Here is a 19,585-nt window from a genome sequence, read left to right on the forward strand (position 1 = left end):
CCCGACGACACGAAGGAGATCGCATGCCTACGACCCAGTGGTCGGACGAACCACCGGAGGGGCTGGTCCGCGCCCAGCGACTGGCCGTCGAGGTCGCCGAGACGATCGCTCGGGAGGCGGCCCCCGGTGACAGCGAGCGCCTCACCCGGGACCGTGCGGACGCCCTGGTGGTGGAGCGCGGCGGTACAGGCGTGTGGACGCCGACCACCGTGGGCTTCGGGGTCGGCACCCTCAGCTGCTTCCCGACGGACGTGCCGTCCGAGCGCGTGCTGTGGAACCTCGACCTCGGGATGGTCGACGTGCATCCGGTGACCCCGGACGGCTGGTGGGGCGACTGCACACGCAGCCTGCTGCGCGGCGACAACCCCGGCCAGGCGGAGGCGCTCGCGACGGTCGAGCGCATCCACGCCGGGCTCCTCGCCGCTGCGCGTCCGGGCATGCGCGCCCGCGACTGGTTCGCGATCTTCCGCTCCGAGCTCGACAGGACGCCCTACGTCCTCCTCGACCGCCTGTCGAACATCGGGCACTCGCTCGACGCCAGCACGTCCTACGACGACGGCTACATCGACGCGTGGAACGACACCGAGATGCGTGGCGCCTGGGCTGTCGAGCCGTTCATCGGCACGCATTTGTACGGCGTCAAGCGCGAGGACGTCGTCTGGTTCGGACCGAATCGGGTGACGGTACTCACCTGAGCCGATCCCGGGCGGTCGGAGGGCCGACCGCTCCCTCCTCGACCACCTCGCGCGACGAGGTCCTGGTGCCGGGCCGTTCGGCCCCGCACCCCTACGCAACCCCCGTTGGAGCGCCCCGATGAGCACAGACACCCCGCACGGAGCCGGCGCCGGGACCCCCGTCCTCGTGCAAACCGTCACCGGGCCGGTCCCGGTGACCGAGCTCGGCATGACGCTCCCTCACGAGCACGTCTTCAACGACCTGTCCGAGGCGCTCTACCCCGGGATCCGGCCGTTCTCGCGCGACCTGGCGGACGCCCCGGTGACCCCGGCGAACGCGTGGCTCCTGCGGGAGGACCCGTACGCCAGCGCGGACAACTGCGGGTTCGACGAGAGCGACATGGAGACGGTCGTCCAGGAGCTGGCGCTGTTCACGGGCGCCGGTGGTCGCACGATCGTCAACAGCACCACGGGTACCGGGCGTCGCCCGGCGGCACTCGTCGAGGTCTCCCGGCGCACGGGCCTGCAGATCGTGATGGCGGGTGGGTGGTGCCTGTCGCACGGGCAGGAGCACACGCTCACCGATGACGACGTCTCACGGATGACGGCGGAGCTGGTGGGTGAGATCCGCGACGGTGTGGAGCTGCCCGGTGGTGAGCGGGTCCGGGTGGGCTCGATCGGGGAGATCGGGGTGGGCCCGAGCTTCACGGCGGCGGAGCGGGCGACGCTGGTCGCCTCGTGCCTGGCGCAGGTGCAGACCGGTGTGCCGCTCTTCATCCACCTGCCGGGGTGGCAGCGGCGCGGTCATGAGGTGCTGGACATCGTGGCCGAGCACGGTGTGGATCCGTCGGCGGTGGTGCTGTGCCACATGGATCCGTCGGGCAAGGACACGGTCTACCAGCGCGAGATCGCCGAGCGCGGGGTGTGGCTCGAGTTCGACATGATCGCGATGCCGTTCAACTTCCCCGGCGAGGGGCAGTCGCCGTCCGTGCAGGACACCGTGGACGCCGTCGCCGGCCTGGTGCACGACGGCCACGCCGGGCGCCTGCTGCTGTCCCAGGACATGTTCCTGAAGGGGATGTGGACCCGCAACGGTGGCAGCGGCTTCGCCTACGTCCCGGTCGCGTTCCTGCCGCGGCTGGTCGAGGCGGGGGTGGACGCAGGCACCGCGCAGGGGCTGATGACCACCAACCCCGCTGCGCTCTTCACCGCCGCCTCCCGCACCGCCGGGTCGGTCCGCGGCGGCGCGTCCTGACGGTTCTCGTCCTGCCCACCACAGCCCTCAAGGAGTCCTCATGGCACGCGTCCTGGTCGTCGGAGAGTCCTGGTTCGTCCACTCGGTGCACCAGAAGGGGTTCGACTCCTTCTTCACCTCGACCTACGAAGAGGGCGGCGGGGCCTTCCTGGCCGCTCTGCGTGAGCACGGTCACGACGTCACGTACGTGCCCTCGCACGAGATCGACGGTCGGCTGCCCACCGACGTGGAGGGCTATGCCTCCTACGACGTCGTGGTCATCTCGGACGTGGGCGCCAACAGCTTCCAGCTGTCGGACCGAACCTTCACGGCGTCGGTCCCGTCCCCGGACAAGTCCGAGCTCATCCGGGCGCACGTCGAGCAGGGTGCCGCCGTCCTCATGGTTGGTGGCTACCTGACGTTCAGCGGCATCGACGCCAAGGCTCGGTGGGGGCGCACACCGCTGCAGGCGGCGCTCCCGGTGCAGGTCCTGGACCGCGACGACCGCGTCGAGCTGCCGGCGGGCGTCGCCCCCACGGTGGTCGCGGCGCACGAGATCGTCGACGGCCTGGACGCCACCTGGCCCGCTCTGCTCGGCCTGAACGAGGTCGTCGCGAAGGACGAGTCCCAGGTGCTGGCAACCTGCGCGGGACATCCGCTCCTCGTCGTCGGCACGTACGGGGCCGGGCGGAGCGCCGCCTTCACCTCGGACATCGCCCCCCACTGGGCGCCGCCGGAGTTCCTGGCGTGGGACGGGTACGGGCACCTGTTCGACCGGCTCATCGTCTGGCTCGCGTCCTCATGAGAGGGCCTGCCGCCGGACACGCCACAGCGCCCGTCCTCGTCCAGACCGTCACCGGTCCGGTGCCTGTCGACGAGCTCGGCATGACGTTGACCCACGAGCACCTCTTCGGGGACCTCTCCGAGGCCGTCCACCCTCCGGTCCGGGCCTTCCCGGTGGACCTGGCGGACGCTCCCGTCACGGCGGAGATCGCCTGGCTGCTGCGCGAGGACCCCTATGCCAGCCGGGACAACGCACGGATCGGTGCGGACCAGGGCCCGATCGTCGCCGAGGAGGTGATGGCCTTCGTGGCTGCCGGGGGCCGCACGGTCATCGACAGCAGCACCGGTGCGGAGCGCCAGCCGGCCGCGCTGCTCGAGCTCGCCCGGCGTACGGGTCTGGAGATCGTGATGGCGGGTGGGTGGTGCCTGTCGCACGGGGAGGTGCACACGCTCACCGATGACGACGTCTCACGGATGACGGCGGAGCTGGTGGGTGAGATCCGCGACGGTGTGGAGCTGCCCGGTGGTGAGCGGGTCCGGGTGGGCTCGATCGGGGAGATCGGGGTGGGCCCGAGCTTCACGGCGGCGGAGCGGGCGACGCTGGTCGCCTCGTGCCTGGCGCAGGTGCAGACCGGTGTGCCGCTCTTCATCCACCTGCCGGGGTGGCAGCGGCGCGGTCATGAGGTGCTGGACATCGTGGCCGAGCACGGTGTGGATCCGTCGGCGGTGGTGCTGTGCCACATGGATCCGTCGGGCAAGGACACGGTCTACCAGCGCGAGATCGCCGACCGCGGGGTGTGGCTCGAGTTCGACATGATCGCGATGGAGCTGAACTACCCGGGCGAGGGGCAGTCGCCGTCCGTGCAGGACACCGTGGACGCCGTCGCCGGCCTGGTGCACGACGGCCACGGCGAGCGGCTCCTGCTCTCCCACGACATCGGCCTGAAGGTGCAGTGGGCGCGCCACGGTGGCAGCGGCTTCGCCTACGTCCCGACCGCGTTCCTGCCCCGGCTGGTCGAGGCGGGCGTGGACGCCGGCACCGCGCAGGGCCTCATGACGACGAACCCCGGGGCCCTGTTCACCGCCGCGGCGCGGAGCGCACCCCCGGCCCAGCGATGAGCGGCGGCCCGCCCTCATGACGTGATGGGCACGACCTGAGGCTTCTCACCACCCGATCGCCCTCGCCCGTGCTGCCAGACCACCCAGACCAAGGAGTTGGAACCCATGCCGGAACGAATCATCCTCGACTGCGACCCGGGCCACGACGACGCCCTGGCGATGATGCTCGCCGCGGGCGACCCCCGCGTGGAGCTCGTCGCCGTGACGACGTGCGCGGGCAACCAGACGGTCGAGAAGGTGACGCGGAACGCGCTCGCCGTGTGCGCCGTCGCCGGCATCGACGTGCGGGTGGCAGCCGGCGCGGCCACGCCGCTCGTCCGGCCGCAGATGGTCGCGCCGGACATCCACGGCGAGTCCGGGCTGGACGGGCCGGTGCTGCCCGAGCCGCGCCGCGCTGTGGAGCCCGGGCACGCCGTCGACCTCATCATCGAGGAGGTCATGGCGGCCGAGCCGGGGACGATCACGCTCGTCCCCACAGGCCCGCTGACGAACATCGCGCTCGCGATGGCGAAGGAGCCGCGGATCGTCGAGCGGGTCAAGCGCGTCGTCCTCATGGGCGGCGGCTACACGCGCGGCAACCGGACGCCCGCTGCGGAGTTCAACATCATCGCGGACCCGGAGGCGGCGTACGCCGTGTTCGCCGGGTCGTGGCCGGTGACCATGGTCGGCCTGGACCTCACGCACCAGGCGCTCGCGACGCCCGAGGTGGTCGAGCGCATCCGGGCGATCGGCTCGCCGCTGTCGGACTTCGTCGTGGAGGTGCTGCGGTTCTTCGGCACCACCTACCTGGAGCACCAGGGCTTCACCTCGCCCCCGGTGCACGACCTCTGCTGCGTGGCGTGGGTCGCCGACCCCGAGGTGTTCGCCACGCGCAGCGCGTTCGTCGTGGTCGAGCTCACGGGCACGTGGACGACCGGCATGACGGTCACGGACTTCGCCGACCTGCTCGGCCAGGAGCACAACACCGACGTCGCCACCGAGCTGGACCATGCCCGGCTGTGGGACATGACTGTCGACGCGATCGCGGCGCTGTCCGCGGGAGGAGCACGATGACGACGATCCGCACGGGTGTCGGTGACGGGCTGACGGCGCGGCAGGTCCCGCCGCCGGCCGCGGCCGTGGACATCCTGCTCGACTGCGACACCGGCATCGACGACTCGATGGCTATCGCGTACGGCGCGGGCAACGGGGCGCGGTTCGTCGCGTGCACGACGACGCACGGCAACGTGCCGTCGGCGACGGCGGGCCGCAACACCGTGACGGTGCTCGACGCGCTGGGGCTGACGGACGTGCCGGTGCACGTCGGGGCGCACCGGCCGATGGCCCAGGCCCTGGAGACCGCCGAGTGGGTGCACGGCGAGGACGGCCTCGGGGACGCGGGTGTCCCGGCTTCCACGCGGCCGGTCGCCGGGCACCTGGCGGCGGCAGAGATCGTGCGCCTGGCGCACGAGCGACCCGGTGAGCTGACCCTCGTCGCCGTGGGCCCGCTGACGAACCTGGGCCTCGCCCTTCTCATGGATCCGGAGCTGCCGCAGCTCGTGCAGCGCGTCGTCATCATGGGCGGCGCCGTGAACACGGCCGGCAACGCGTCGGCGGTGGCCGAGGCCAACGTCTGGCACGACCCGGAGGCCGCCCAGCTCGTCGTCGAGACGCCGTGGGACCTGACGGTCGTCGGGCTGGAGATCACGATGCTCACCGCGATGCCGACGTCGGCGATCGCGCGCATCGAGACGTCGCAGGACCCGCGCGCCCGGCTGATCGCCGCGGTGTTCCAGCACTACCTGGGCGTGTACGCGCCCATCATCGGCGAGCGGACCTGCGTGCTGCACGACCCGCTGGCGATGGCGCTGGCGCTGGAGCCGGGCATGGCGACCTACCGCCTCGCGCGGGCGGGCGTCGAGCTGCGCGGGGAGCTGTCGCGCGGCCAGCTGGTCGCGGATCTGCGCAACTTCGACCCCGACCCGACGGACCCGCGCGAGCCGGGCGTCGTCCGGCTGGTCGACGAGCTCGACGTCGACCGGTTCCACGAGAGCTTCCTGCGCGCGCTCGGCGCGTGAGGTCCGAGCGACCGCGACTCCAGACCTGGCCCGACCTGACCTGACCGGCCTGACCCGAACCCCGCCCGGAGGACCTGTGAGCACACCCACGCGCATCGTCATCGACACCGACCCGGGTATCGACGACGCTCTGGCGATCATGCTCGCGCTGGCCTCCCCGGAGCTGGAGGTCCTCGCGCTGACGACGGTCGGCGGGAACACGGGGCTGGGGAACACCACCGAGAACGCGCTGCGGCTGCTGCACCTGCTGGGCCGCGACGACATCCTGGTGGGCGCGGGCGCCGACGTCCCGCTGGTCCGGCGGGACTCGCGGCCGGACGAGGCGACGCACGGTGCCGACGGGCTTGGCGGCGTGCGGCTGGAGCCCGCTCCGCGCGGCGCCGACGCCCGCGGCGCCGTGGAGATGCTGGTCGACGTCATCGAGGGGTCCGACCGGCCGGTGACGCTCGTCGCGCTCGGTCCGCTGACCAACGTCGCGGCGCTGGTGGCCGCCCGGCCCGACGTGGCCGCCCGCCTCGAGCGCATCGTGCTCATGGGCGGCGGCGCGCGGGTGCTGGGCAACATGACCCCGGCCGCGGAGTTCAACATCTGGTTCGACCCGGAGGCGGCCGCACGCGTCTTCGCCGCGGGGGTGCCGATCACCATGGTCGGGCTCGACGTCACGCACCAGGCGACGACCGCGCCGGGCGACTGGGACGCTCTACGGACCGACGACGCCGGGCCGGTCGCGCGGGCCGTGCTCGGCATGGTGGACCACTACACGCGGTTCTACCTCGAGACGGTGGGGACGGAGCTCACGGCGCAGCACGACTCGCTCGCCGTCGCCGTCGTCGTCCGCCCGGACCTGGTGACCACGCGCCCGGCGTACGTCGACGTCGAGTACACCGGGGCGCTGACGCGCGGGATGACGGTCGTGGACCTCGACGACGTCGCGAAGCACTCCCCGACCGCCGACGTCGCCCTCGAGGTCGACGCCGCGGCGTTTGGCGAGCTGCTCGTCTCGCGGGTCGTCGAGCTGGACCGGAGCCTGCGGTGAGCCCGGGCGGCGCGGCGACGCCGCACGAACGTGCCGCCGCGAGCGTCGCGACCCACCCCGCGCCGGTGAAGATGGTCCTGGACTGCGACACCGGCGTCGACGACACCCTGGCGATCCTGTACGCCGCCCTGCACCCGGCGGTCGACCTGCTGGGCGTCGGGTCCGTGTGGGGCAACGTCGACCTGGAGACGGCCACCCGCAACTGCCTGCACACCGTCCACCTGGCCGGGCGCCCGGACGTCCCGGTCGCGCGCGGTGCGGACCGGCCGCTGCTGCAGACGGACGCCGTCTTCGCGTACCACGTTCACGGCGACGACGGTCAGGGCAACGCGGGTACCGGTCGCGTCGTCGGAGAGCCGGTGGCCGGGTCTGCCGCCGAGCAGATGGTCCGGCTCGCGGGGGCCCACCCCGGCGAGGTCGAGATCGTGGCCGTCGGCCCGCTGACGAACGTCGCGCTCGCGCTCGGCCTGTGCCCGGAGCTGCCGTCGCTGGTCCGCGGCATCACGATCATGGGCGGGGCGGCCCTGGCCCCGGGGAACGTCACCGAGGTCGCCGAGGCGAACATCTGGTGCGACCCGGACGCCGCGGCCGCCGTGTTCCAGGCCGCCTGGACCGTCACCATGGTGGGCCTCGACGTCACGATGCTGACGACGCTCGACGACGGCCACCGCGCGCGGCTGGCCGCCGGCGGGACGCTGGGCCGGTACGTCGCGGGAATCCTCGACCACTACATCGGATACTTCGCGGCCGCGTCGTTCGGCGAGCGGCGCAGCTGCATGCACGACGCGCTCGCGGTCGCCGTCGCCGCCGGGACGCTCGTCCCCGAGGTCGCGCCGCTGGTGCGCGCCTACGTCTCGACCGAGGGGCGCACTCGCGGGCAGACGGTGTGCGACCTGCGCGGGATGTACATGGGCTACCCGGAGCAGGAGGGCGCGAGATGCCAGCCCGTCCTGCGCACCGACCCAGCCTTCGCGGACGAGGTGGTGGACCTGCTCGTCGCCGCCGGCGACGCGGCGCTGCCGGTGACGCCGGTCGACGGGCCCCCGGCCCCCGCCGCGTCGGCCGCCGGACCCGCCTCCTCCTCCCAGGAGCACGCATGATCGACCTCACCGGCCAGGTCGCCCTGGTCACCGGCGCCGCCCGCGGGATCGGCCGCGCGGTGGCGGAGACGCTCGCCGAGGCGGGCGCCGCCGTGGTCGTCAGCGACGTCGCCCGGCAGGTCGATGGCGTGACGTACGGGCTCGCGACGGACGACGACCTGACGGCCACGGTCGCCGCGATCGAGGCGGCCGGCGGTCGCGCGGTCGCCGTGCACGCCGACGTCCGCCGTGACGCGGACCTCGACCGGGCGGTGCGCACCGCCGTCGACGAGTTCGGCCGGCTGGACCACGTGGTGGCGAACGCGGGCATCGCGAGCTGGCCGGAGTCCACGTGGCAAGCGACGAGCGAGCAGTGGGAGACGATGATCGACGTCGTCCTCACGGGCACGTGGCGCACGGTCAGGGCCGCCGTCCCGGCGATCCTGGCCGGCGGGCGGGGCGGGTCCATCGTCTTCATGGGGTCGACCGCCGCCGTCAAGCCGCTGCCGACCATCGGCCACTACGCCGCCGCGAAGAGCGGCCTGGTCGGGCTGCTCAAGAGCCTCGCGCTGGAGCTCGCAGGGGACAGCGTGCGGGTCAACATGGTGCACCCCGGCGGCACGGGCACGGAGATGACCCAGAACCCCGCGGCCGAGCACTGGCAGGCGACGGCGAAGGGCGTCGACGGGGCGCTCGCCCTGCCCATGCCGATCCACCGGATGGAGACGGTCGACGTCGCGCACGCGGTCCGGTGGCTGTGCTCGGACGAGGCCCGCTACCTGACCGGCACCGAGATGGTCCTCGACGCGGGCGCGACCCTGCGATGACGGAGGGCGCACCCGGGGGCGGTCGGGAAGCCGCACGGCCCGCCGCGCGCCCGTCCCGCGTGACCCGGTGGGACGCCCTGACCGTCGGGCTGTCCGCCTCGGTCCTCGGCGGCGCGATGATCCAGGGCGGCCTCGGCGCGCTCCTCCCCTACCTGGGCCAAGACATGCCCATGACGCACACGATGGAGTCGCTGCACATCACCGGGCTGGCCACCGGCGGGCTGGTCGCGTCCGCGCTCGCGGAGCCGGCCCGCCGGCGGATCGGCCGCGGTCGGGTGCTCGTTGCGGGGGCGGCCCTGTGCGCGGTCGGGGCGGTGCTGCTCGCGGTCGCGCCGACGCCGGTGCTCAGCGCCGCGGCGATGCTCTTCGTGGGGATCGGCCTGACGAGCACGCTCATCGCCGGTCAAGTGCTGCTCATGGTGCTGCACGGGCGCCGGCAGGGTGCGCGGATGATCGGCGAGCTCAACGTCTCCTACAGCGTCGGCGGGGTCGTCGCCGCGGCGCTGCTGCCGGTCGTGGCGGCCGGGGTGCTCGGCTGGCGCGGGTTCGCGGTCATCCCCGCCGCGCTCCTCGCGCTGGTCGTGGTGCCGCTGGTGTGGCTGGGTGTACGGCGCTCGGCGACCGACGGCGCGGTCGCCGTCCCCGCCGGGACCGGCCACGCGACCGGCCGCGCGCGGCTCACCCCGGTGACGATGCTGCTCTGCGTCGTCGTCGAGTGGGGCTTCCTCTTCTGGCTCGCCACCCACCTGACGACCGTGGCGGGGCTGAGCACGGCCGACGCCGCGCGTGCGACGGGGGCCATGTGGCTCGCCGTGCTGGTGGGCCGGGTCGCGGGCAGCCGCCTGCTCGGGGTGCTGCGGCCGGGCCTCCTGCTGCTGGGCTCGCTCGTGCTCGCCGTCGTCGCCACGGTGGCCCTGACGCTCGTGACCACGCCCGTGGCGGCGGTGCTGACGGGCGTGCTCGCGGGCCTCTCGGCGGCGAACCTCTACGCCGGCGCCGTCGCCTACGTCATCGAGGCGGATCCCGTGCGGGCCGACGCCGCGGTCGCGCGCGGGTCCCTGCTCTCGGCCGTCGCGCTGATCGTGGCGCCGCTAGGACTGGGGGTGCTGGCCGACGGCATCGGGCTCCGGACGGCGTACGTCGCCGTCGCCGCCGTCCTGCTGACCGCCGCGTTCGTCATGCTCGCGGTCACCTGGCCGCGGGACCGGCGGCCGGCGTCGTCGGCCGCAGCACCGGACCTCGGCCGTGCAGGGCCGCCGTCCGTCCCCGTCCCGACCCCAGCCGACGACCCTGTCGCAACTGCCGCGACCGCCCCGGTCGCGCCCGTCCCCTGCGAGGAGAAATGATGACCAGCCCTGTCGTCGTGTCCGAGGCCGTCGCCGACGCCCTGGCCGAGAACCGGCCCGTCGTCGCGCTGGAGTCGACGATCATCTCCCACGGCTTCCCGCGACCGCGGAACCTCGAGGTCGCGCGGTTGTTCGAGCGGACGCTCGTCGACGCCGGCGTGACGCCCGCGACGATCGCCGTGATCGACGGCGTGCCGCACGTCGGCCTGGACGACGCGCAGGTCGAGCGCATCGCGGGTGACGAGTCGGTCGTGAAGGTGTCCAGCCGCGACCTCGGGCCGGCGATGGTCGCCCGCGCAACGGGGGCGACGACGGTCGCGGCGACCGCGCTGCTCGCGCACCGCGCGGGGCTGCGGGTGTTCTCCACCGGCGGGCTCGGCGGCGTGCACCGCGGGGCGTCGCAGACCTACGACGAATCCGCGGACCTGACGATGGTCGGCCGGCTGCCCATGACCGTCGTCTCCGCGGGGGCCAAGTCGATCCTCGACATCCCGGCGACGCTGGAGCGCCTCGAGACGCTCGGCGTCACCGTCGTCGGCTACCGGACCCGGCGCTACCCGGGGTTCTACCTCGCCGACTCCGGTCACGAGATCGACTGGCAGGTCGACTCCGCGGAGGAGATCGCCGCGATCATGGCGGCGAACGACGCCCTGGGCCTGTCCAGCGCCGTGCTCGTCGCGAACCCGCTGCCGGTGGAGAAGGAGCTGGACCGCGAGCTGCACGACCGGGTGCTCGCCGAGGGGCTCGCGGAGTCCGACCGGCGCGGGATCCACGGTAAGGAGGCGACGCCCTTCCTGCTGGCGTGGATGGTCGAGCACACCCACGGCGCGAGCCTGGAGGTGAACGTCGACATCGCCGTGAACAACATCCGCCTGGGCGCCGAGATCGCCCGGGCGTGGGCTGGGCGGTCGGCGTGAGCGACCGGTCCGGCGGGCGCGGCGGGCGCGTGGTCGTCGTCGGCGACGTGATCGACGACGTCGTCGTCCGGCCGGAGGGCCCGGTGACGCACGACTCGGACACGCGAGCCCAGATCGTGCGCCGCGAGGGCGGGTCGGCCGCGAACATGGCGTGCTGGCTGGCCACCACCGGGGTGCCGGTGACGTTCGTGGGGCGGGTCGGGGCGGCCGACGTCGAGCGGCACACCGCGGCGCTGCAGGCGTTCGGCGTCGACGCGCTGCTCGTCGGGGACGCCGAGCAGGAGACCGGGCGGATCATCATCCTGCTCGACGACGACGGCGCCCGGACCATGTTCACCGACCGCGGCGCGAACCTGGGGCTGCTGCCCCAGGACGTGCCGGCCGGGCTCGTGGAGGGTGCGGCGCTGCTGCACCTGTCGGGGTACTCGTTGGTCGAGCCCGGGGTGCGCAGTACGGCTGTCGCCCTGCTGGCGCGGGCGCGGGAGGCGGGCGTGCCGGTCTCGGTGGACCCGAGCTCGGCGTCGTTCCTGCGGGAGGTCGGCGCCGCGAGCTTCCTGGCGTGGACCGCCGGGTCGGCGCTGTGCTTCCCGAACTCCGACGAGGCCCGCGTGCTCACGGGCGCCGACACGGCCGAGGAGGCCGCCGTCGCGCTGAGCCGGTCCTACGGCCTGGTGGCCGTGACCTGCGGCGCCCACGGCGCCGTCGTCGCCGCCGGGGGGCTGGTGCTGGGCACGGTCGCGCCCGAGCCGGTGCAGACGGTGGACAGCACCGGTGCGGGCGACGCGTTCTGCGCCGGCTTCGTCGGAGCGTGGGTGTCGAGCGACCCCGGTGGCCTCGTGGCCGGGGAGGCGGGCGCCCGGCTGGCGCGCGACGCCGTCGGCCGGATGGGCGCGCGCCCTCCCCGGTCCGCGGACCGCCCGACCGACGACTTCCCAAGAGTCCCCACCCCGTCCCAGCACAGGAGGCCCGCATGATCCCCATGGTCATCGACACCGACACCGCGTCCGACGACGCCGTCGCGCTCGTACTCGCCCTGACCGACCCTCGGGTCGACGTCCGGGCGATCACGGTGGTGGCGGGCAACGTCCCGATGGAGATGGGCGTGCAGAACGCGCTGTACACGGTGCAGCTCTGCGGGGCGGACGTGCCCGTCCACGTGGGGGCGGACCGGCCCCTGGTACGTGAGCACGTGTTCGCGCACGAGGTGCACGGCCAGGACGGCATGGGCGACGTGGGACTGGCCCTGACGGGCCGTGAGCCCGCAGAGGGTCACGGCGTGGACGTGCTCATCGAGATGGCGCGGCAGCACCCCGGTGAGCTGACGCTCGTGACGTTGGGGCCGCTGACGAATCTCGCCCTCGCGCTGCGCAAGGCGCCCGACATCGCGGGGCTGTACAAGCGCGTGGTCATGATGATCGGCGCGGCGGACGGGCTGGGGAACGTCACGCCGGCCGCGGAGTTCAACGCGTACGTGGACCCGGAGGCGGCGGACATCGTGTTCCGGTCCGGGATGCCGCTGGAGATGGTCGGCTGGGACGCTTCCCGCCAGGACGCGGTGCTGAGCTCCGCCGACTCCGACGCGCTCGCGGCGCGAGGGCCGCTCGGGGAGTTCGCCATGGTGATCCAGCGGCAGCTGTGGGAGTTCTGCCGCGAGGTCACGAACGTCGACGGCATCGACATGCCCGACCCCGTGACCATGGCCGTGGCGATCGAGCCGGGCGTCGCGACAGAGGCGGCGGACCGGTACGTCGTTGTGGAGACGCGCGGCCAGCACACGTCGGGCGCGACGGTCGTGGACCACCTCGGGGTGACGGGTAACGAGCCGAACGTGCGCGTCGTGACACACGCGGACCGAGACCGGTTCCTCGCGATGCTGCATGAGGCGTGCGGGCAGGCGGCGGCGGTGGTGGGTGGCGCGCGATGACCTTCGGCCGGACGGCGGTTGTCGGGCTGCCTGGGAGGCCGGGCGCGACTGACGGCACCGGCTGGGTCGTCGACAGCACCGTCCAGCCGTCTCCTGCGCCCCCGCTCGGGTACTTCAGTGGATGGAGCAGCCGCCTCCCGGAAGTACCACAGCATCTCCGCTCATCTGGACGCGGACCGGGCCTGGCGTGGTCAGCGCGTGGTCAGCACGCACGCCGGAACGGGGTCACCACGCGAACTACCCGCATGTAGTTCCGCAGGTCAGCGCGTTGTGGCTCGACCAAGATCGAACTCCTAAAGCGGGTGTCGCAAGCCGGGTCCGGCGAAGCTCACAGGCAGCGTCTTCGCTCTGATTTGCCTCCTGCGCCTCCGGCCGACCGAACGTGGTCGGAGCCAGTCCGTTGACGAGCGGCCCGCCCGGCTGCCCAGACCGGAGTCATCGTGGGCGAGCATCCGACGGCAAGGGGCCGATGGCTGATGGAGTGCTTCGCTGACCCGTCCGGCTGGGCAGCCGGCACTAGCGCGGGGCCGGCCGCCCGGCGAGGGAGTCGCGGGAGTCGTCCGCATCGGAGCCGGACACGTGAGTGATCTCCGCCCAGACCCCGTCGAGCGAGAGGCCGAGGGCTGCGGCGACCGATGCGACGGTGGCGAACGCCGGGGTGGCGATCCGGCCCGACTCGATCTTGCGGAGAGTTTCGGGTGACACCTGGGCGGAAAACGCGACGTCCACCATCGACCTGTCGCCCCGTGCTCGACGCAGGAGCATGCCGAGGCGTCGACCTCGGGCGACCTCAGCAGGCGTCAACGGCAACCGAACCATGCTCGGATGATAGTACCGGTATAGTAAACCCGGTATAGTATTCCCTCTGGAAGAGCGGCGAGGACGACTGACCTTGATCGAGATCCTGACGGCGGCGAGGGTGGCCGAGGCCGCCGGCACCGGCGCCTTGGTGGCGGACATCCTTCAGACACTGAGGCAGCGCTGCGCGCCCGGCACGAACCTGCTGGACATCGACCGCTGGGCCGGGCGCATGATCCGCGAGGCCGGCGCGCGCTCCTGCTACGTGGACTACGTGCCGTCCGGCTTCGGTCGCGGACCCTTCGGCCACTACATCTGCACCGGCGTCAACGACGCGGTGCTGCACGGACGGCCTCGTGACCAGCGGCTCGCTGATGGCGACCTGCTCTCGCTCGACCTCGCGGTCGTCCGCAACGGCGTGGCGGCCGACGCCGCCATCAGCTTCGTCGTCGGCGACGCCGTCGATGCGGAGAGCGCGGCGCTGATCGCGGCCACCGAGCGCGCCCTGGCCGCCGGGATCGCCGCCGCCCGACCCGGAGCCCGCATCGGCGACCTCTCGCACGCCATCGGCACCGCACTCACCGAGGCCGGCTACGCCGTGAACAACGAGTTCGGTGGGCACGGCATCGGATCGACGATGCACCAGGACCCCCACGTGCCCAACTCCGGCCGGCCCGGGCGCGGCTACACGCTGAGGCCGGGGCTGATGCTCGCCCTGGAGCCGTGGGTGATGGCCGACACCGACGAGCTGGTCACCGACGCCGACGGATGGACGCTTCGCAGCGCGACCGGCTGCCGGACCGCTCATACCGAGCACACGATCGCGATCACCGAGGAGGGCGCGGAGGTCCTCACGACCCCCTCGACCGCCTCGTAACTGCATGCCATCGAATTTGGCCTACACCCTGTAGGTAGAGCACCATGGCGTCATGGCACGCCAAGGTCTGACCGGGGAGCGGCTCGCAGAGGTGGGCGCGGAGCTCGCCGACGAGGTCGGCTTCGACCAGCTCACCGTCTCGGCGGTCGCCCGCCGGGTCGGCGTGCAACCGGCGAGCCTCTACGCCCACGTCGGCGGCACTGGCGACCTCCGCGCCCGTGTCGCTCTGCTCGCGCTCGAGGAGCTCGCCGACCTGGTGTCCGAGGCCCTTGCGGGCCGTGCCGGCACCGACGCGCTCGTGGCCTACGCCGACGTCTACCGCGACTACGCCCGCGCCCACCCCGGCCGCTGGGCGGCCATGCAGACATCGCTCGACCCCGTCACCGCTGCGCGCAGCGCAGGCCCTCGCATCGCCGCCATGACGCGCGCGATCCTCCGCGGCTACGACCTGGCCGGTGAGGATCAGACCCACGCCGTCCGCCTGATCGGCAGCATGCTCCGAGGGTTCATCGACCTGGAGGCCGCCGGCTCCTTCGACCACACCACACCGGAGCCCGCGGTGTCGTGGCGACGCACCCTGGTCGCCCTCGACACCCTGCTCCGTGCCTGGCCGCCGCACGCGGAGCGTGACCCCGACCAGCCGCTGTTGGAGGGCCCATGACCACCCCGCTGCCGACCGTCGACCTCACCGACGCCCTGTTCCGCGGGGCCATGGACCTGGACCGGAGCGGGCGCGGGGTCATGCCGCACCGGCTGCCACGCTGGGTCCGTCAGCAGTTCCCCGACCCCCAGCTGCTCATGGCCGCGTCGCAGCCGTCCGGCGTGCGGCTCGCCCTCCGCACCGCGGCCACGGTGGTCGAGATCGACGCGCTGCGCACCCGACGGGAGTACGTCGGGATGCCGCCCCGTCCCGACGGCGTCTACGACCTGTTCGTCGACGGCGAGCTGACCGCCCGGTCGGCTGTCGACGGGGGAGCGGCCGTGCGCATCGACATGGCCACGGGCACGGTCGAGCACGTGGACGGCCCGGTCGGCACGATCCGCTTCGCCGGACTCCCTGCTGGCGACAAGGAGCTGGAGCTGTGGCTGCCCCACGACGAGGCCACCGAGGTGCTCGCGCTGCGCGCGGACGCGCCCGTCTCGCCGGCCCCTGATCGACGGCGCCCGGTCTGGCTGCACCACGGCAGCTCGCTGAGCCAGGGCTCCGGAGCCGCCAGCCCTAGCACCACATGGCCCGCGGTGGCAGCGTCGGCCGGCGAGGTCGAGCTCGTGAACCTGGGCCTGGGCGGGAGCGCGCTGCTCGATCCGTTCCTCGCGCGGACCATGCGCGACCAGGCCGCCGACCTGATCGGCATCGCCGTCGGGATCAACGTGGTGAACACCGACGTGATGCGGCTGCGGGCGTTCGTCCCCGCCGTCCACGGCTTCCTCGACACCGTCCGGGACGGGCACCCCACCACGCCGCTGGTCGTCCTCACCCCCACCTGGTGCCCGACCCACGAGGACACGCCCGGTCCGGCTGCGCCCACCCTCGTCGACGGTCAGGTGGTGTTCCGCGCCACCGGCGACCCCGCCGACGTGCTCCGCGGCCGCCTCACCCTTCGCGTCATCCGCGAGCAGCTGGCGGCGGTGGTGGCGCAGCGCTCGGCCGACGACCCGAACCTGCACCTCGTCCACGGGACCGACCTCTACGGCGCGGCCGACGCCGAGCTCCGACCGCTGCCCGACGGGCTGCACCCGGACGCGCAGACGCATCTCGACATGGGCCGGCGCTTCGCCGAGCTCGTCTTCGGCCCGTGCGGACCGTTCGCCCGTGGCGAGTGGCGATGACCATGCAGGTGCGCCCGCCCAGGTTCCTCGGACTCACGATCGTCGTCGCACTCCTCGTGCTGACCGGTTCCGGGTGTGCGTCGCCCGACGACGCGGGCTCCGTCGCTAGCGGCTCCGTCGCGACCTCCGACGGCGCCGCGCCGGGTTCGTCGTCGGCACCCCCGACGGGTTCGGCTCACCGCGGCGGCGCACGAGGAGGCTCCGCTCCTGAAGCGACCTCCGAGGCGCCTGCCGAGACGGTCGTCGACGTGCCCGCTCTCGCTGACCTGGAGGCGTCCTTCGACGCCCGCCTGGGCGTCGTCGCGGTGGACACCGGCTCCGGACGCCGGGTGGAGCACAGGGCCGACGAGCGGTTCGCCTACGCATCGACGGTCAAGGCGCTGCTGGCTGCCGCGGTCCTGGACAGCACGACGGACGAGGAGCTCGACGAGGTGATCCCCTTCACGTCCTCCGACCTGGTGACGTACTCCCCGGTGACCGAGAACCGTGTCGGCGAGGGCATGACCCGACGAGAGCTCGCCGATGCGGCCGTCCGCTTCAGCGACAACACGGCAGCGAACCTCCTGCTGGACGACCTCGGCGGACCCGAGGCCCTGGGCCGAGCCCTCCGGGCCGTGGGCGACGACGTGACCCTCCCGGCTCGGACCGAGCCCGCCCTCAACGAGGCGGTGCCCGGAGACGACCGGGACACCAGCACGCCGAGGGCCCTGGCCGCCAGCCTCCGAGCCTTCGCCGTCGACGACGCCCTGAGCGCGACGGACCGTCAGGTGCTGAACGGCTGGCTGCAGGGCAACACGACCGGCGACGCGCTCATCCGCGCCGGCGTCCCCGAGGGCTGGCTGGTCGGGGACAAGACCGGCAGCGGCGGCTACGGCACGCGCAACGACATCGCCGTCATCACCCCACCCGGCCGCCCTCCCATCGTCCTCGCGGTCCTCAGCGACAAGGGCGAGGTGGACGCCGAGTCCGACGCGGCGCTCATCGCTGCAGCCGCCCGGGTGGCCCTGGACGCACTGGGCTCCTGAGCCGGCCCGTCGCGGGCCGCGCCGCTGGTCTGCGGGATCAAGGACCCGTCACCCGATCCGAGCTCGGCTGGACAGGAATGGCTCGCGCGCCGCCGCGTCGAGCGGGCTCGCTCCGTGCGGCCGCTGCGAGACCGACGAGCGCCCAGGCCGCACCGACGATCAGCTGATCGACGACGGCAGCTTCGTCTGACCCCGTGATCATGAGGACGGGCCACGCGAGCATGCTGACGCCGGCCAGGCCGAGCGAGAGGGCGCGGGCCGCGCGTCGTGGGCCGGCCCTGTCCAAGCCCTCAAGCACTGCGGCGACGCAGGCGCCAAGACCCGCGATGGTCGTCCCGGCCAGGTACAGCCCCCATCCCGCCATCGCGAGCAGTGGCGGTCCTCCGCGGAGCCCGCCTCCGACGACGAACTCGACCAGGACGCCGAGCAAGGCAGCGACGAACCCCACGGTCACGGTTCCCCAGCTGACCCGAGTCCGCCGCCGTGACCGGGTCCGGGTCGCCAGCAGGCAACCAGCGACGAGCAGGGTGAGCGGGACCACCATCAGCCGGTTCCACCCGACGTAACCCATACCGAGCCACGTGGTGTCCCACGTCGTCATGACGCCCCAGCGCGCCGGGATCCACGTGAGTCCGCCCACCACGAGGCAGAGCCGCAGAACCGGCGCGGACGGACGACGATCACTCCGTACGGCACTGGCAGATTGCGTCACGTGGCGACGCTACCTGCGCGATCGCACGGGGTGGGTGAGGACCCGCGCACCATGACGGCCGGGCTGCCGGCACGTCGGCCGGCCGGGCCCGGACCGGTCACAGCTGGTAGACCTGGTACTCGCACTCGAGGTCGACCCGCCGCTCGTCCGGCGTCTCCTGGGAGTCGGCGGTGCGCGCCTCGAGCTCGCCGTGGACCAGGACCGTGAGCTGGGCTGACGGCCCTGCCAGGTCGCGGAGGATCCGCTCCACCGCCTCCGCGCGGCGCCGCGCCAGCGCCTGGTTGTGCTGGACCGTCCCGGTGGTCGAGGCGCGACCGGTCAGCCGGATCGGCTGGGTCCCGCGCCGTACCTCCGCCTGCACGGCCGCCGGCAGCCGCGTGTACCAGCCGTGCACGTGGCGGATCTTGTCCTGGGTGAGGGTCGCGCTCCCTGCCGGGTCGAAGTGGACTGTGGTGACGTGCACCGCTCTCGTCGGCCGCGGCACCGGACCGCCACCCCGGTGGGTGACCTGCCCGCTGCGCACCCAGCCCTGCGACGACGTCACCTGCAGTCCCGTGAGGTTCCCTGCCGCGTCGATGACGAAGCTGCCGCGGAAGCTCTCGTCCCCGCGGCCGATCGGGTCCCAGCGGCCGCTGATCGTGTACGAGATCGCTGCGACGGGCTCGTTGTTGGCGGAGCGCCACGACGGCGTGAAGGTGATGGTGAAGTCCGAGGAGACGAGGGTGCTCGAGCTGCCACGGTCCTCGGTCACCGACACCCGGCGGATGTTGAACCCGTCGTACTCCAGCTCGACGTCGAACCAGAACGTCTGCGTCCCGATCCCGTACCGGGGGTGATGAGCGGTGATCGGGAAGCGGAAGGTGCGTCGCTGGATGGTGAGCCCGGTCGGGCTCGGGTTGTGGATGTAGCTCGCCGCCGTGGACGTGACGGAGAACGCCCCGCTGAGCGCGTGCTGCTGCAGCGTCTGGAAGAGCCCGAGGCCGAGCTCGGCCGCAGGGATGAGGACACCTGCGAGGGCGATGAAGCCGGCCTCCGGTTCCGCCCCGCCGTCCCACCCCGGCTCGAGGTACTCCCACATCTCGGCCGAGGACTCCGGCGCGTCCCCGGCCTCCTCGAGGGCCTCGCCGCTCTCCCAGGCGCCGGCGGCCTCCCATCCCTGGGCCGGCCGGGTGCCGAGGGCGCTGAGGAGCACCGGCAGCGCCTCCAGCAACGGGGGCACCGCCTCGAGCGCCGCCACGGCGGCTTCTGTCGACAGCGTGCGGGTGGCGGAGGGCGCCGCCTCCTGCTCGGTGAGCCAGGCGACGGCCTCGTCGTCGGAGCCGGGGGAGAAGAAGTCATTCATGGTCG

General features: G+C 73.2%; 20 protein-coding genes. 17 read left to right on the plus strand and 3 right to left on the minus strand.

Features of this window, described 5'->3' with window-relative positions; all coding sequences use genetic code 11:
* Positions 1–23 precede the first annotated feature (23 nt).
* From LG379_RS14180 to LG379_RS14240, 13 genes are all read left to right on the plus strand, one after another.
* Positions 24–695: a M24 family metallopeptidase gene (locus tag LG379_RS14180; RefSeq protein ID WP_225755240.1), complete on the plus strand. Its 672-nt coding sequence runs from the start codon at positions 24–26 to the stop codon at positions 693–695.
* Between the two features lie 118 nt (positions 696–813).
* The gene (locus tag LG379_RS14185) at positions 814–1,929 is read left to right on the plus strand and encodes a phosphotriesterase (protein ID WP_225755241.1); all 1,116 of its coding nucleotides are present in this window, start codon (positions 814–816) and stop codon (positions 1,927–1,929) included.
* Between the two features lie 40 nt (positions 1,930–1,969).
* Complete coding sequence (locus LG379_RS14190) at positions 1,970–2,713, plus strand: glutamine amidotransferase (protein ID WP_225755242.1); 744 nt, start codon at positions 1,970–1,972, stop codon at positions 2,711–2,713.
* Positions 2,710–3,810 carry a phosphotriesterase gene (locus LG379_RS14195; protein WP_255632930.1) on the plus strand — a complete coding sequence of 367 codons (1,101 nt, stop codon included), beginning with the start codon at positions 2,710–2,712 and terminating at the stop codon, positions 3,808–3,810. Before LG379_RS14190 ends, LG379_RS14195 begins: the two co-directional genes overlap by 4 nt.
* A 105-nt stretch (positions 3,811–3,915) precedes the next feature.
* Positions 3,916–4,863 carry a nucleoside hydrolase gene (locus LG379_RS14200; protein ID WP_225755244.1) on the plus strand — a complete coding sequence of 316 codons (948 nt, stop codon included), beginning with the start codon at positions 3,916–3,918 and terminating at the stop codon, positions 4,861–4,863.
* The gene (locus tag LG379_RS14205; RefSeq protein WP_225755245.1) at positions 4,860–5,867 is read left to right on the plus strand and encodes a nucleoside hydrolase; all 1,008 of its coding nucleotides are present in this window, start codon (positions 4,860–4,862) and stop codon (positions 5,865–5,867) included. Before LG379_RS14200 ends, LG379_RS14205 begins: the two co-directional genes overlap by 4 nt.
* Before the next feature lie 76 nt (positions 5,868–5,943).
* Positions 5,944–6,903 (plus strand): nucleoside hydrolase, encoded by a 960-nt coding sequence (locus LG379_RS14210; RefSeq protein ID WP_225755246.1) that lies wholly within the window; start codon positions 5,944–5,946, stop codon positions 6,901–6,903.
* Positions 6,900–8,003, plus strand: a complete 1,104-nt coding sequence (locus LG379_RS14215; RefSeq protein WP_225755247.1) for a nucleoside hydrolase — start codon at positions 6,900–6,902, stop codon at positions 8,001–8,003. The genes LG379_RS14210 and LG379_RS14215 overlap by 4 nt, the downstream gene beginning before the upstream one ends.
* Positions 8,000–8,809 carry a mycofactocin-coupled SDR family oxidoreductase gene (locus LG379_RS14220; protein WP_225755248.1) on the plus strand — a complete coding sequence of 270 codons (810 nt, stop codon included), beginning with the start codon at positions 8,000–8,002 and terminating at the stop codon, positions 8,807–8,809. Before LG379_RS14215 ends, LG379_RS14220 begins: the two co-directional genes overlap by 4 nt.
* Before the next feature lie 59 nt (positions 8,810–8,868).
* Positions 8,869–10,155: a sugar MFS transporter gene (locus tag LG379_RS14225; protein ID WP_225755249.1), complete on the plus strand. Its 1,287-nt coding sequence runs from the start codon at positions 8,869–8,871 to the stop codon at positions 10,153–10,155.
* Positions 10,155–11,072 carry a pseudouridine-5'-phosphate glycosidase gene (locus tag LG379_RS14230; protein WP_225755250.1) on the plus strand — a complete coding sequence of 306 codons (918 nt, stop codon included), beginning with the start codon at positions 10,155–10,157 and terminating at the stop codon, positions 11,070–11,072. The genes LG379_RS14225 and LG379_RS14230 overlap by 1 nt, the downstream gene beginning before the upstream one ends.
* Positions 11,069–12,046 carry a carbohydrate kinase family protein gene (locus LG379_RS14235; protein WP_225755251.1) on the plus strand — a complete coding sequence of 326 codons (978 nt, stop codon included), beginning with the start codon at positions 11,069–11,071 and terminating at the stop codon, positions 12,044–12,046. Before LG379_RS14230 ends, LG379_RS14235 begins: the two co-directional genes overlap by 4 nt.
* On the plus strand, positions 12,043–12,996 hold the full coding sequence (locus LG379_RS14240) for a nucleoside hydrolase (RefSeq protein ID WP_225755252.1): 954 nt from the start codon (positions 12,043–12,045) through the stop codon (positions 12,994–12,996). Before LG379_RS14235 ends, LG379_RS14240 begins: the two co-directional genes overlap by 4 nt.
* Before the next feature lie 516 nt (positions 12,997–13,512).
* Here LG379_RS14240 and LG379_RS14245 read toward each other — a convergent pair.
* Entirely contained in the window at positions 13,513–13,815 is a 303-nt protein-coding gene (locus LG379_RS14245) for a helix-turn-helix domain-containing protein (RefSeq protein WP_225755253.1), read from the minus strand.
* Between the two features lie 73 nt (positions 13,816–13,888).
* Here LG379_RS14245 and map point away from each other — a divergent pair, with 73 nt between their 5' ends.
* Genes map through bla form a run of 4 tightly spaced genes read left to right on the plus strand, consistent with a single transcriptional unit; the run spans position 13,889 to position 17,526 of the window.
* Entirely contained in the window at positions 13,889–14,671 is a 783-nt protein-coding gene (gene map / locus LG379_RS14250; protein ID WP_225755254.1) for a type I methionyl aminopeptidase, read from the plus strand.
* A gap of 52 nt (positions 14,672–14,723) precedes the next feature.
* Complete coding sequence (locus LG379_RS14255) at positions 14,724–15,332, plus strand: TetR/AcrR family transcriptional regulator (protein WP_225755255.1); 609 nt, start codon at positions 14,724–14,726, stop codon at positions 15,330–15,332.
* Entirely contained in the window at positions 15,329–16,501 is a 1,173-nt protein-coding gene (locus LG379_RS14260) for an SGNH/GDSL hydrolase family protein (protein WP_225755256.1), read from the plus strand. The genes LG379_RS14255 and LG379_RS14260 overlap by 4 nt, the downstream gene beginning before the upstream one ends.
* Before the next feature lie 2 nt (positions 16,502–16,503).
* On the plus strand, positions 16,504–17,526 hold the full coding sequence (gene bla / locus LG379_RS14265) for a class A beta-lactamase (protein ID WP_370634539.1): 1,023 nt from the start codon (positions 16,504–16,506) through the stop codon (positions 17,524–17,526).
* A 37-nt stretch (positions 17,527–17,563) separates the two neighbouring features.
* Here the strand turns inward: bla and LG379_RS14270 are convergent, their stop codons facing one another.
* On the minus strand, positions 17,564–18,238 hold the full coding sequence (locus tag LG379_RS14270; RefSeq protein ID WP_225755258.1) for a hypothetical protein: 675 nt from the start codon (positions 18,236–18,238) through the stop codon (positions 17,564–17,566).
* A 97-nt stretch (positions 18,239–18,335) separates the two neighbouring features.
* Positions 18,336–19,580: an OmpA family protein gene (locus tag LG379_RS14275; RefSeq protein ID WP_225755259.1), complete on the minus strand. Its 1,245-nt coding sequence runs from the start codon at positions 19,578–19,580 to the stop codon at positions 18,336–18,338.
* Between the last annotated feature and the right edge of the window lie 5 nt (positions 19,581–19,585).

This window comes from Actinotalea sp. Marseille-Q4924, assembly GCF_916618755.1.
Lineage (GTDB): Bacteria > Actinomycetota > Actinomycetes > Actinomycetales > Cellulomonadaceae > Actinotalea.

Bases quoted from the DNA above. Each gene is read 5' to 3' on its own strand.
- LG379_RS14230 (WP_225755250.1), top strand. From the start codon at position 10,155: ATGACCAGCCCTGTCGTCGTGTCCGAGGCCGTCGCCGACGCCCTGGCC.
- LG379_RS14275 (WP_225755259.1), bottom strand. From the start codon at position 19,580: ATGAATGACTTCTTCTCCCCCGGCTCCGACGACGAGGCCGTCGCCTGG.
- bla (WP_370634539.1), top strand. From the start codon at position 16,504: ATGCAGGTGCGCCCGCCCAGGTTCCTCGGACTCACGATCGTCGTCGCA.
- LG379_RS14190 (WP_225755242.1), top strand. From the start codon at position 1,970: ATGGCACGCGTCCTGGTCGTCGGAGAGTCCTGGTTCGTCCACTCGGTG.
- LG379_RS14185 (WP_225755241.1), top strand. From the start codon at position 814: ATGAGCACAGACACCCCGCACGGAGCCGGCGCCGGGACCCCCGTCCTC.
- LG379_RS14200 (WP_225755244.1), top strand. From the start codon at position 3,916: ATGCCGGAACGAATCATCCTCGACTGCGACCCGGGCCACGACGACGCC.
- LG379_RS14255 (WP_225755255.1), top strand. From the start codon at position 14,724: ATGGCACGCCAAGGTCTGACCGGGGAGCGGCTCGCAGAGGTGGGCGCG.
- LG379_RS14245 (WP_225755253.1), bottom strand. From the start codon at position 13,815: ATGGTTCGGTTGCCGTTGACGCCTGCTGAGGTCGCCCGAGGTCGACGC.
- LG379_RS14240 (WP_225755252.1), top strand. From the start codon at position 12,043: ATGATCCCCATGGTCATCGACACCGACACCGCGTCCGACGACGCCGTC.
- LG379_RS14220 (WP_225755248.1), top strand. From the start codon at position 8,000: ATGATCGACCTCACCGGCCAGGTCGCCCTGGTCACCGGCGCCGCCCGC.
- LG379_RS14195 (WP_255632930.1), top strand. From the start codon at position 2,710: ATGAGAGGGCCTGCCGCCGGACACGCCACAGCGCCCGTCCTCGTCCAG.
- LG379_RS14260 (WP_225755256.1), top strand. From the start codon at position 15,329: ATGACCACCCCGCTGCCGACCGTCGACCTCACCGACGCCCTGTTCCGC.
- LG379_RS14205 (WP_225755245.1), top strand. From the start codon at position 4,860: ATGACGACGATCCGCACGGGTGTCGGTGACGGGCTGACGGCGCGGCAG.
- LG379_RS14180 (WP_225755240.1), top strand. From the start codon at position 24: ATGCCTACGACCCAGTGGTCGGACGAACCACCGGAGGGGCTGGTCCGC.